This window comes from Enterococcus pallens ATCC BAA-351 (assembly GCF_000407485.1).
GTDB classification, from domain to species: Bacteria; Bacillota; Bacilli; order Lactobacillales; family Enterococcaceae; genus Enterococcus_A; species Enterococcus_A pallens.
In genome coordinates this window covers 298933-310948 of sequence record NZ_ASWD01000007.1, presented here as the reverse complement: position 1 = coordinate 310948, position 12016 = coordinate 298933, and the positions used below count along the sequence as shown (strand labels likewise).

The window sequence follows — 12016 nt, the reverse complement described above, 5'->3', positions numbered from 1 at the left end:
ACAGCCCTGATCGGGCTGGGAGACAGTGTCAGATGGGCAGTTTGACTGGGGCGGTCGCCTCCTAAAGAGTAACGGAGGCGCCCAAAGGTTCCCTCAGAATGGTTGGAAATCATTCGCAGAGTGTAAAGGCACAAGGGAGCTTGACTGCGAGAGCTACAACTCGAGCAGGGACGAAAGTCGGGCTTAGTGATCCGGTGGTTCCGCATGGAAGGGCCATCGCTCAACGGATAAAAGCTACCCTGGGGATAACAGGCTTATCTCCCCCAAGAGTCCACATCGACGGGGAGGTTTGGCACCTCGATGTCGGCTCGTCGCATCCTGGGGCTGTAGTCGGTCCCAAGGGTTGGGCTGTTCGCCCATTAAAGCGGCACGCGAGCTGGGTTCAGAACGTCGTGAGACAGTTCGGTCCCTATCCGTCGCGGGCGTTGGAAATTTGAGAGGATCTGTCCTTAGTACGAGAGGACCGGGATGGACTTACCGCTGGTGTACCAGTTGTCTCGCCAGAGGCATCGCTGGGTAGCTATGTAGGGAAGGGATAAACGCTGAAAGCATCTAAGTGTGAAGCCCACCTCAAGATGAGATTTCCCATTTCTTTAAGAAAGTAAGATCCCTGAGAGAAGATCAGGTAGATAGGTCAGGAGTGGAAGTGCAGTGATGTATGGAGCGGACTGATACTAATCGATCGAGGACTTAACCAAAAAACTCGGAAGAGTTTATTTTCTGATCCAGTTTTGAGTGAGCGAAACTTACTCAAGTAAATAGTGTGGTGGCGATGGCAAGAAGGATACACCTGTTCCCATGCCGAACACAGAAGTTAAGCTTCTTAGCGCCGATTGTAGTGAAGGGTTTCCCTTTGTGAGAGTAGGACGTCGCCACGCAAAGTAGATCATCCAATTGTGGATGATCTTTTTTTGTATAGATAATTAAAAAGGCAAGCACCAATAATTTGGACTTGCCTTTTGTACCTATTGCTTGAAAGTAATATTATAGCGCAGTGCTATGCATAAACTTGATTGTTTCAATGGATTTTTCCCATTTTTGCTTTTCAAGTTCGGTTAAGCTAAAGTGATAGTCCTCAATGATTCCTGTACTACCTACTTTTGCAGGATGTCCAGCATAGCATTGATCCTTTTCGCTATAGCTAGAGACGGGTAAAACCTTAAAATTGTTATTTAAGACAGCCTCAACAACTAATGCAGCTTGGTTTGCAATACCAAAAGAGGTATAGCCCTTGCCGCGCATAGTAATCCAGCCACCTGCCCGTGCGATTCCTTCTAATTCTTCTAACTCACTAGCTGAGAGCATTTCTGCTATAGGAATACCACCAATTCTAACACTAGACCAAGCAACAAATTGTGATTCACCGTGTTCACCTAGTACATAACCCTCTACCGAAGATGGATGTACATTAAATTTCTTACTGACAGCATGCTTCATTCTAGCACTGTCTAGAGTTGTTCCAGTTCCAAATACCCGCTCTTTAGGGAGTCCTGTTAATTCTTGAAGTCTTTGAGTTACTACGTCACATGGATTTGTAATATTAACGAGAATACCTTTAAAGCCGGACTCCTTAATTTTAGGCGCCCATTCTTCAACGATTTCTTTTGTTAAATATAATTCTGCAAAGCGATCAGAATTGCCCTCAAAGATAGTAATATCACCAGCTGAAAAAATCAGAACATCCGTATCGGCTAATTCTGATAAATTAGAATCAATCAGTTTTACATGATTGTAGCGGTCTACCTGTCCATCAAATAAGTCGTTGTATTCTGAAAGAAGTTGACCTTCCTTTTTGTCAAAGAGTACTAGTTCATCTACGATATTTCTAGTAATCAAGGTATAAGCCAATGTGCTTCCTACATGACCTACTCCAATAATTGCTGCTTTTTTCAATACATCTCACTCCTTCTGATAAAAAGAATGCCTTTATTATGAGAAAAAGTCAAGAACATTATGGGAAAATGATTAAACAGAAAGATCTTTCAAAACTTCGTAGATACGTTTTAGATCGGCATCCGTTCCGCGAAGTTCAAAATCTGCCAGCACAGGGATACCAAAAGCTTCACTATACTGTTTGGCAGTCAGGCAATATTGATAATTGAAATTTTTATTTCCACTGCCAATTACTCCTAAGCAATGCTTGTAATTTTCCTGATATTCCAAGTATTCTCGCATCACTTCAGTTAATATTTCTGTGTCTCCGTTATCAACGCCATTCCCACCTTCAAGATAAGTAGGTACAAAAGTGATAAAAGCTTCCTCCTCAGACTCAAAGGGGGAATTCTCCGAAATTTCCTTAGTTGTAAAAAGGGGAAGTGTATTATCTACCTCATGTTGTTTCTCAGCAAAGGCAGATAGACGCTCTACAAAAGATTTAGTATTACCCGAAATTGATATATATAATAGATTCATTGCTCATTCCTCCTAAAAAAGTATTATAGCATGAATCATCGAAATGCTAGACTAAAGGTCAAAAAAAGTCTTAAAAAATTATTGTAAACGCTTGCAAAAGGTGTGGTTTTATGGTATAAAATAAGTGTAAGGGGAAGTAATCCCTCAGTTGTAATTTATTACAGCAGGGAATGGATGGAGTTTCCACCATTTCAAATGGAATGCCGTATGGCAGAAAGGAAGTAGGGATTTTTGTTAACTCCTTACCAAATGCACCGAGTCTAGCAAGTAAGAGGAACGTAAAACATTACCTCAATTTAATGGTTGTATTTAGCGAAATCAAGCTAAGTCAAAAAGAGTGCGAATATTCCAGAGTAACAGAAGGAATGAAGAGAAAAGGCACAGCCGTTAAACTTGCTAGACTTTCTTTTTTTGTCTAAATTTCAAGGATATCAGAGAAGCGCTCGTTTGCTTCTCTTTTGTTGTACAACATTTGTACAACAAAGGAGGCCTCAAAAAATTGAGACCTCCTTTGTTTATTAGTGATTGTAATAGCGAATGCCATCCTTCAACTTATTGATTGCGAAAGGCGTCTTATCGTTAAACTCATGTTCACCATCATCCATTGGTAATTTGTCTTCAAACATTGTTTCATAAGCTTCGATGGATAGTGGTTTACGATTCTTCAATAAATCTTGGTTAGCAGTAGCTGTTAAACGATTTTGGTATTCAGGCATCAATTCTAAAGAGAAAAATTCACTGACTGCACCTGAACCATAACTGAACATACCAATTCGATCACCGGCTTTTAAGGCTTGACTATTGTCTAATAGAGAGATTAGTCCTAAATATAATGATCCAGTGTAAAGATTTCCTACCTCACGGCTGTAAATAACTGCTTCATCATATCTTGTTTCTAAGCGTACCTGTTCTTCTTCAGGCATGCTAGGAAAAATGGCTCTTAATGCCTTGCGTCCCATTTTTGTATAAGGCAAATGGAAGGTAATAGCAGCGTAATCGTTTGATGTTGTTTGATTTACCTTAAGGTTTTGTTCCCAAACACGTGTAAAAGAATTAATGTAAATTTCATTTGATAAGTGTCCGTCTACAAGTGGATACTCGTGATTGGATGGACGCCAAAAATCGTAGACATCCTCTGAATAAAAGACACTGTCATCATTTATAGCTAGGATTTTTGGATTAGCCGAAACCAGCATTGCCACTGCCCCACAACCTTGCGTTGGTTCACCGCCTGTATTTAAACCATATTTTGCGATGTCAGCAGCAATAACAAGCGCTTTTCGTGTTGGATGTGCTGCTACATAATCACGTGCTTGTTGCAAGGCCGCTGTCCCTGCGTAACAGGCGTGTTTTACTTCATAAGAACGGGCAAATGGTTGAATACCCAGTAGGCCGTGAATAATGACAGCCGCTGATTTTGAGAAATCATTGCTTGATTCGGTTCCAACAATTACGAGATCAATCATTTGTTTATCTTCTTCGGTAACTATTTTTTCTGCCGCAGCAGCACCGAGTGTAATAATGTCCTGTGTCTTGGGGATAATTGCCATTTTGTCTTGACCTAATCCAATGTGAAATTTATTTGGATCAGTGTTTCTGGCGACAGCCAAATCCGTCATATCAAGATAATCATTTGGTACGTGAAAACTGATTTTATCAATCCCTATTTTCATAGTGCCCCTCCTTTTCTTCCCTTTGTAATATATCATAGAAACGCCAGAAGTTGGGCAGATTCATTCTTAAGAAAAGTTAAAATATATGGAATTCTGATTCATAAATGGAAGCCTGCCAATGTTTCAACTATTTTTAAGAAATACGTCGCTAGCTTGAAAAGCTTACATGGATACGGTAAAGTCAGAGAAGCTAAATCTTTTGGCATAATAACTTTATATAAATAAAAATTTTTTGGAGGTGCACCTTGGAAGAAATAGTGATTTTAAGCGCTGTTCGAACACCGATCGGAAAATACAAAGGCAGCCTGGCAGCAATATCTGCTGTTGATTTAGGAGCCGCTGCGATCAAGGAAGCAGTCATACGCGCGCAGGTTTCAGAATCTGCTATTGGTCAGGTCTTTTTAGGAAACGTGTTGCAAGCAGGCAATGGTCAAAATGTTGCCCGTCAATCGGCTGTTAAAGCAGGAATCCCTTATGAAGTACCAGCGACGACGATTAATGAAGTTTGTGGTTCAGGAATCAAAGCAATTATTTTAGCGATGCAGCAAATTCAATTAGGTGAAGCCGAGGTTGTAGTAGCTGGTGGGACTGAAAATATGTCGCAAGCAGCTAAGCTGACTAAATATGACTTTATTCAAAATGACTGGCAAGAGCCTTTTTCAAGTATGATTTACGACGGCTTGACAGATGCTTTCAGCGGTCGCCACATGGGTTTGACGGCTGAAAAGGTTTCGGAAGTGTATCAAGTTTCTCGTCAGGAGCAAGATGAATTTGCCTATGCCTCTCAACAAAAGGCGGGCAAGGCACGTGAAAATGGCGACTTTGAGATGGAAATTGTGCCTGTTACATTGGCAGATGGTACCATTTTTAGTGTAGATGAAGGAATTCGTCAAGATACTACCTTAGAAAAAATTGCTGGCTTAAAAGCTGCTTTTAAAGAAGATGGTGTAGTAACTGCTGGAAATGCCTCAACGTTAAACGATGGTGCCTCCGCCCTTGTTTTAGCTTCTAAAACCTATGCCAAAATGAACAATTTACCATACTTAGCAACGATTGAAGGCTACAGTGAAGTTGGAATTGATCCTAGTATTATGGGGGTAGCTCCGGTTTCGGCAATTGAAAAATTATTGGAAAAGAAAAATATGACTCAAGATGCTGTGGACCTGTTTGAAATCAATGAAGCTTTTGCCGCTGCATCTGTGGCAGTACAAAGAGAATTGCAGCTGCCTGATGAGAAATTAAATATTCGTGGTGGTGGAATTGCTCTTGGTCATCCAATTGGAGCAAGTGGCGCGCGCATCGTAACCACTTTATTGCATGAATTAATTCAAGAAGATAAACAACGTGGAATTGCTAGTCTTTGTGTAGGTGGCGGAATTGGCTTGGCTTTAATGATTTGTAAAAATAATGAGGCCGCTGAGCAAAAAAAAAAGTTCTATCAGCTGACTAGAGCTGAACGTTTGGCTCTGTTAGCTGCAGAAGAAAAAATTACAGCTGAGGAAGCTGCACAATTGGCAGAAGAAACAGTATTACCGGAAAAAATTGCGAATAATTTAATCGAAAATCAAATTAGTGAGGTAGCTATTCCACTGGGACTGGCTCGCAATTTTATCATTAACGATGAGTCAAAAGACGTTCCCATGGCTACGGAAGAACCTTCAGTTATTGCGGCAGCTAGCAATGCGGCCAAGATTATAGGCCAGTTTGGCGGATTTGAAGCTCGGGTACTTGAACGAGCAATGGTAGGTCAAGTTGTTTTACAAGAGGTTAGTGATACAGCTTTTCTTCAGCAATGGGTGAAAGCGCATCGGGATGAGCTTTTTACTGCGGCTCAACTGGCGTATCCTTCTATTTATCAAAGAGGTGGCGGTTTGAAGGATATTCAATTTCGCGCATTTCCAGAACAAGGGTACGTTTCGATTGATTTAATTGTGGATGTCAGGGATGCTATGGGAGCGAACATTCTGAATACAATGCTAGAAGGTGTTGCTCAAAAGATTCGTAGCGAAATTCCTGAAGCAAATGTTTTATTTAGTATTTTAAGCAACTATGCCACTCACTCCTTAGTGGAGGCTACCTGTCGACTGCCGATTGCTTCAATTGGTGAAGAGCTGGCAGAAAAACTGGCATCAGCAGCAGCCTATGCCAAACTTGATCCTTATCGAGCGGCTACTCACAATAAGGGTATCATGAATGGAGTAGAAGCAGTTGTTTTGGCTACAGGTAATGATACTCGAGCTGTTTCGGCAGCAGTTCATGCCTATGCTGCTAGAAAAGGCAGCTACCAAGGATTGACTGACTGGATCGTTGAAGAAGATTATCTGATAGGTCGGATAGTTCTGCCGATGGCAATTGGAACTGTTGGCGGAGCTACTAAGGTCTTGCCAAAAGCCCAGCTGAATCTCAAGCTGCTGGGAGCAGAGTCAGCAGCAGCCTTATCTGAAATTATCGCAGCAGTCGGATTAGCCCAGAATTTTGCAGCATTAAGGGCTTTAGTAACAGAAGGAATCCAAAAAGGACATATGGCTTTGCAAAGTCGTTCCTTAGCGATAACTGTGGGCGCACAGGAAAACGAGATTCCACAAGTAGTTCAATTGTTGAAGCAAGCACCTCAAATGAATTTGGCAACAGCTGAGAAAATATTGACCCAGCTGCGTGCTACTTAGACAGTAAAAAAGTTCTGAAGCAGTCTTTCACTAGCAGACTGCCTCAGAACTTTTATTTGTTTAATTTGAAGTCTAAATAGACTGGCTGATGGTCAGAGTATTGGAATTCGTTATTCTCTACTTGAACTTTCTCAACAGAAACATTATCAGAAACGATAAATCCATCAATTAAGGTCACATCAGCAGTTTTTTTATCATAAGGTTCATTCAGCTTCCGAGAAGAGGGAACCTTCGCTTTCGCTAGCCCATCAACTGGGATTTCAAAGCCTTCCGGCAAGTCTTCCTTAGGGAAAGGCTGGTTCCAGCTTTCACGTTTTTTACTGCCGCCGAACACTTCTGGACTATTGCCCAAGACATCGTGATTAAAATCGCCGCCAACAATGACATAGTTTCCTTTTTTGTATTCATCTTCCATGTAGTTGAAGAGCTTGCTTAATTGCGCTTCCTGAACGGATTTATCCTTGGTGTAAGCTGAAAGATGAACATTGATCGCGATCAGATCATTGCCATTTTTCACCGAAATTTTAGTTGTAGTAAACGCACGGTCTAAATCTAGGAATTTGTTGAAATTTGTCTCAATGGGTAAGGAGTAGCGTTTCCCATCAGCCATTTCGGCTTTACTCATAGTAATCAAACCTGATTTAGCTTTTCCGATGGGTTGAGTAAAAGGATAAAACAGATATGGTGAATCATAATTCTGACCATAGAGACTGTTATAGCCTAATAAATAATTACGTAACCAATTTACTTGATTGACGTGCTGCGAACGATCCCCGTCTTCATCAACCTCTTGATAGAAAGCAAGAGTGGGATCGATTTTTTCAGTTGTTTCTACAATTCCACGCAGATTTTTCTCGACACTTTTTTTACTGTCTGCCCGTGATTTTTTTCCACCATCCATAAAAAAGCTGTAGCTGGGTGGATATGAGCCGTAGCCAATATTGTAAGTCATGGCACGGTAGGAAACGTCGGCCTGCAACTGTTCATCTGTTTCTTTTTCGATGGACAGTTTTTGATTATCTGGTAAGCGGTCATAAGCTAGATAAAGATACCCGACATAAGCTCCTAAAATTAAAAGTATAAGTAACAAAAGTGCCAGCAGCACTTTACCGATTTTTTTAACCATTAAAATTCCCTCCTTGACCCTATCATAACAGAAGTTGACTTATTAGAAAAAGGGTGCCTTCTTTTGTTTCTATTGAAGTCATGATACAATGGTAAAGTAATACTGTTATAAAAAAGGAGTTTTACTATGATAAGATTTGCTGAAAAACAAGACGGACCTGCTATTGCTGCTTTGATCCTGGTTATTTTAAAGGATATGGAGCTGCCTTTTGTTGATGATTTCGGAGAAGAGGCAACAAAAGAAGCCATCATCGCTGCTTATGACGATCCAACTTATCGCTTTGGTTATCAGCGTGGATTGGTAGCAGAGGTGGATGGAAAAATTGCAGGAGCTGCTTTTGGTTATCCAGCAAAGGACGAACCAATTATTGATCAGCCTTTGAAAAAATATTTAGCTTCTAAAGGATTATCTGAGGATATCGAGATGTTTCTTGATCCAGAAGCTTTTCCTAATGAATGGTATTTGGATTCTATTGCAGTGGATGAGAATTTTCGTGGACAAGGTATTGGTTCAAGTCTATTAGAAGCTGTTGATCTGCTGGCTATCCGTGATGGTGAAGATGTAGTGGGATTAAGTGTCGATCGTTTAAATCCTGGTGCGAAGAAATTGTATGTACGTGAAGGCTTTGAAGAGGTGGGTCAACACACAATCAACGGTCATTTATACGATCATATGCAACGCAAAATAAAAACAGCTGCTCGTGTAGAGGTCAGCTGTTAATCAATCGAGCAAAGGGCAGTTTTTGAAGCTGCTCTTTCTTTTTGTTTCGGTTTACTGCGGTTGTATAACCAGTAGTCCATAATAGCAGCTACACAAATAGCGACGGGAGCATTTTTAGACTGGTTGATATCCAATACATAGTAATCGCCAGTTAAGAAGCTAGCTTTATCCATTGTCATAATTCGACGATTGAAATGATTAATAGCGTAATGATGATTGTAAATATTTCCATAAACAGCCCAATTCAGCTGCTTGATATAGTAGAAATCTCCTGGCCAATTAAAAATCTTATGTAAGGTGCCAACCTTGGTAAAGTTTTGGTAGATTTCGAATTTACGACCAAAAACCACGCTGGCTTGTTTAATATACGCTACCATTTGTCCATTCATTGCATAGAGGGAAAGGACATTGCCCTTTCGCCCCCATTGGCCGACCATTAAGTAGACTGCTTTGCCATCTATGTCTTTGACAATGGTTCGTGTCACTGAACTTAGATGTTTTTCTTGAATAAGGTATTCCGTCATCTTTTTCACCACTTTTGGTAGTTGTTTATTCCAGGACCTGTTCAATTGCTTTTGCGACGCCATTTTCTACATTTGTGTCGGTTACGAATTTTGCATGAGCTTTTACCGCTGGTTCAGCATTGCCCATCGCAAAGCTGGTTCCGGCATATTTCAGCATGCTAACGTCATTGAAGTTATCGCCAATTGACATGACTTCATCAGCTGTAATGCCTTTTGCATCAGCATATTTTGCAAGAGCAATACCCTTTTGTGCATTCTCATGATTAATTTCAATGTTACTGGAATCTGAGGCTGCAATTGCCAATTCACCTAAAGTGTTCAACTGCTCAGTCATTGCTTGCAATTTGATTGGACCATTTTTGTCAAAAGCGATAACTTTTAAAATTTCTTCGTTATTGTCAATAACTGTTTGGCGCATGTCATCAACGTAAGTAATCGGTAGAATAGTTAAGCGCTCAGCAGTAGCTGCAATTGCCATTTTAGGCGAAAGCTCGGGCGCCATTTCGGCTAAGTGACTAGAGAAAAAGTCAATCCGATAAACCTTGTCTTCAGAATAAACGTGTTTCGCTGTAAAAATTTCAAAATAGATTCCAGCTTCTTCTAGCATATCCATAACTCGGAATGCTTTTTCGCGAGGAATCGGTACCGAAAATAAAATGTCGCGGTTGGCATCCAGCACTAAGGCGCCATTTAATAGAATCATAGGAACATGAATATTGGCTTCGTCTAATGAAGCAAGTGCGTGACCAATCCCGCGTCCAGTAGCAGCAATAAATTCTACTCCGGCTTTTTGGGCTTTGGTGATGGCTTTGATGTTTTCTTCCGGTACCTCCATGTTATTATTCAATAAAGTACCATCCATATCAGAAGCAATCAATTTGATCAAAATTATTCACCTGACTTTCTTATCATACGTAGATAGTGTAACATATTCCAAGAGAGGATAACCATCTGAATTAATATCTTTAACAGAATTTTGTAGGAAGAAGGGAATCTCATGAAAAAAATCATTCATAATTCTTGGCAAGACGTATTAGAGGAAGAATTTCAGAAGCCTTATTATTTAGAATTACGGGAGTTCTTAAAAGAAGAATATCGTACACAAAAAATCCATCCAGACATGTTTCATATTTTTGAAGCCTTGGAGTTAACACCTTACGAATCGGTTAAGGTAGTAATCCTAGGTCAGGATCCGTACCATGGAATTAACCAAGCTCATGGCTTGTCCTTCTCGGTTCAACCGGGAGTAGCCATTCCGCCTTCTTTGCGTAATATTTATAAAGAGATGCAAAGTGATTTAGGAATCCCTCCAGTTAATCATGGAAATTTAGTTGCCTGGGCTAAGCAAGGAGTTTTACTGTTGAATACTGTTTTAACTGTTAGAGAGGGCCAAGCCTATTCTCATCGTGGAAAGGGCTGGGAACAGCTGACCGATGCTGTTATTAAGAAACTTAATGAACGGCAAGAACCCATCGTATTTATTCTCTGGGGAAAATCAGCTCAGGAAAAGAGTGCGATGATTGATACAAGTCGTCACGCAATTATCAAATCCCCGCACCCATCGCCACTATCGGCTAGCCGTGGATTTTTTGGCTCGAAACCTTTTTCTCAAACCAATGAATTACTAAGCAGCTGGGGGGAAACACCGATTAACTGGCAGCTTCCTGAAACAGTGTAGTATGACAACGGTTGCTGTTATAGATACAATTAGAGTGAAATGGCCTTTTCTCAGTGTTTCCGAAGCTTTTTTTGTAATACAGCAAAATTTTTCTGTATTTTTTTTTGAAAATGGTGTATCATGTGAAAGTAAATAATAAGTGGAGGGTTTTATAAGTGGAACTATTTGATAGCTTAAAATTTAAGATTGTTCGTCGTCAGATTAAAATTGTTTTTCCTGAGGCTACGGATTCCCGTATCTTAGGCGCAGCAGCTCGTTTGAAAGCAGAAGAGTTGTTGGAACCAGTATTGGTTGGAAATCGTGATGAGATTGCAAAAGCAGCCAAGGCTCGTGGATTGCAAGCAGATAACTTTGAAGTGATTGATCCTGCATCTTTTGATCGCTGGGATGAAATGGTTGAGGCCTTCGTCGAACGTCGTAAAGGAAAGGTATCAAAAGAAGATGCTGAAAAAATCCTTAAAGATGAAAACTATTTTGGTACTATGTTGACTTACATGGGGATTACTGAAGGAATGGTTTCTGGTGCGATTCATTCTACTGGGGATACAGTTCGTCCAGCCCTGCAAATTATTAAAACACGCCCAGGCGTTAGCCGTACTAGCGGAGCGATGATTATGCTGCGCGGTCGTGACCAAGAAAAATACTTGTTCTCAGATTGTGCTATTAATGTAAATCCAAATGCACAGGAATTAGCAGAAATTGCAGTAGAATCTGCTAGAACAGCTGAATTATTTGATATCGAACCAAAAGTCGCTATGATGAGCTTCTCTACCAAAGGTTCTGCCAAAGCACCTGAAGTAGACAAAGTCGTTGAAGCAACTAAAATTGCACAAGAATTAGCACCTGATTATGTGATTGATGGTGAATTACAATTTGACGCATCTTATGTTTCAAGTGTTGCTCAATTAAAAGCACCTGATTCAAATGTTGCGGGTCAAGCTACAGTCTTTGTTTTCCCTGAACTACAATCTGGAAACATTGGCTACAAGATTGCTCAACGTCTAGGAAACTTTGAAGCAATTGGTCCAATTCTGCAAGGCTTAAACAAACCTGTTTCTGACCTTTCTCGTGGAGCAAATGAAGAAGATGTTTATAAGCTGTCAATCATTACTGCAGCTCAGACATTAATGAAATAACACTGATAAGACAGCTGCCAAAGGATCCTTTGGCAGCTGTTTTTTGGTGCAAGTGGTCAATTTTTGCAAACAGTTGTTCAC

10 protein-coding genes and 2 rRNA genes are annotated in these 12016 nt (G+C 40.5%); 6 read left to right on the top strand and 6 right to left on the bottom strand.

Annotated elements, in window-relative coordinates:
• A 23S ribosomal RNA gene (locus I588_RS24975) occupies positions 1 to 698 on the top strand; the annotation flags it as partial.
• Positions 699 to 762: 64 nt separating this feature from the next.
• A 5S ribosomal RNA gene (gene rrf, locus I588_RS24970) occupies positions 763 to 878 on the top strand.
• A 106-nt stretch (positions 879 to 984) separates the two neighbouring features.
• Here rrf and I588_RS24965 read toward each other — a convergent pair.
• From I588_RS24965 to I588_RS24950, 3 genes are all read right to left on the bottom strand, one after another.
• The gene (locus I588_RS24965; protein WP_010755815.1) at positions 985 to 1893 is read right to left on the bottom strand and encodes a lactate/malate family dehydrogenase; all 909 of its coding nucleotides are present in this window, start codon (positions 1891 to 1893) and stop codon (positions 985 to 987) included.
• Between the two features lie 72 nt (positions 1894 to 1965).
• On the bottom strand, positions 1966 to 2412 hold the full coding sequence (gene nrdI / locus I588_RS24960) for a class Ib ribonucleoside-diphosphate reductase assembly flavoprotein NrdI (RefSeq protein WP_010755816.1): 447 nt from the start codon (positions 2410 to 2412) through the stop codon (positions 1966 to 1968).
• A 518-nt stretch (positions 2413 to 2930) separates the two neighbouring features.
• Positions 2931 to 4085, bottom strand: a complete 1155-nt coding sequence (locus I588_RS24950; protein WP_010755817.1) for a hydroxymethylglutaryl-CoA synthase — start codon at positions 4083 to 4085, stop codon at positions 2931 to 2933.
• A 245-nt stretch (positions 4086 to 4330) separates the two neighbouring features.
• Here I588_RS24950 and I588_RS27110 point away from each other — a divergent pair, with 245 nt between their 5' ends.
• Positions 4331 to 6751, top strand: a complete 2421-nt coding sequence (locus tag I588_RS27110) for a hydroxymethylglutaryl-CoA reductase, degradative (protein ID WP_010755818.1) — start codon at positions 4331 to 4333, stop codon at positions 6749 to 6751.
• Between the two features lie 52 nt (positions 6752 to 6803).
• Here I588_RS27110 and I588_RS24940 read toward each other — a convergent pair whose 3' ends face one another.
• Complete coding sequence (locus I588_RS24940; protein ID WP_010755819.1) at positions 6804 to 7877, bottom strand: exonuclease/endonuclease/phosphatase family protein; 1074 nt, start codon at positions 7875 to 7877, stop codon at positions 6804 to 6806.
• 126 nt (positions 7878 to 8003) lie between these two features.
• Here I588_RS24940 and I588_RS24935 point away from each other — a divergent pair, with 126 nt between their 5' ends.
• Positions 8004 to 8597: a GNAT family N-acetyltransferase gene (locus tag I588_RS24935; protein ID WP_010755820.1), complete on the top strand. Its 594-nt coding sequence runs from the start codon at positions 8004 to 8006 to the stop codon at positions 8595 to 8597.
• Here I588_RS24935 and I588_RS24930 read toward each other — a convergent pair.
• Both I588_RS24930 and I588_RS24925 read right to left on the bottom strand, forming a co-directional pair.
• Positions 8594 to 9121 carry an LURP-one-related/scramblase family protein gene (locus tag I588_RS24930; RefSeq protein ID WP_016250096.1) on the bottom strand — a complete coding sequence of 176 codons (528 nt, stop codon included), beginning with the start codon at positions 9119 to 9121 and terminating at the stop codon, positions 8594 to 8596. The two genes, I588_RS24935 and I588_RS24930, sit on opposite strands and share 4 nt — an antisense overlap.
• Before the next feature lie 25 nt (positions 9122 to 9146).
• Entirely contained in the window at positions 9147 to 10007 is an 861-nt protein-coding gene (locus I588_RS24925; protein WP_010755822.1) for a Cof-type HAD-IIB family hydrolase, read from the bottom strand.
• A gap of 111 nt (positions 10008 to 10118) precedes the next feature.
• Here I588_RS24925 and I588_RS24920 point away from each other — a divergent pair, with 111 nt between their 5' ends.
• Together I588_RS24920 and pta are read left to right on the top strand one after the other, a co-directional pair.
• Positions 10119 to 10799 carry a uracil-DNA glycosylase gene (locus I588_RS24920; protein ID WP_010755823.1) on the top strand — a complete coding sequence of 227 codons (681 nt, stop codon included), beginning with the start codon at positions 10119 to 10121 and terminating at the stop codon, positions 10797 to 10799.
• 155 nt (positions 10800 to 10954) lie between these two features.
• A complete protein-coding gene (gene pta / locus I588_RS24915; RefSeq protein WP_010755824.1) occupies positions 10955 to 11935 on the top strand; it encodes a phosphate acetyltransferase in 981 nt (326 codons plus the stop codon).
• The last annotated feature ends 81 nt before the right edge of the window (positions 11936 to 12016 follow it).

What these genes read in the sequence shown, in the direction of transcription:
- I588_RS24930 (WP_016250096.1), bottom strand. Translation starts at nt 9,121, where the DNA reads ATGACGGAATACCTTATTCAAGAAAAACATCTAAGTTCAGTGACACGA.
- I588_RS24935 (WP_010755820.1), top strand. Translation starts at nt 8,004, where the DNA reads ATGATAAGATTTGCTGAAAAACAAGACGGACCTGCTATTGCTGCTTTG.
- I588_RS24950 (WP_010755817.1), bottom strand. Translation starts at nt 4,085, where the DNA reads ATGAAAATAGGGATTGATAAAATCAGTTTTCACGTACCAAATGATTAT.
- I588_RS24940 (WP_010755819.1), bottom strand. Translation starts at nt 7,877, where the DNA reads ATGGTTAAAAAAATCGGTAAAGTGCTGCTGGCACTTTTGTTACTTATA.
- nrdI (WP_010755816.1), bottom strand. Translation starts at nt 2,412, where the DNA reads ATGAATCTATTATATATATCAATTTCGGGTAATACTAAATCTTTTGTA.
- I588_RS24920 (WP_010755823.1), top strand. Translation starts at nt 10,119, where the DNA reads ATGAAAAAAATCATTCATAATTCTTGGCAAGACGTATTAGAGGAAGAA.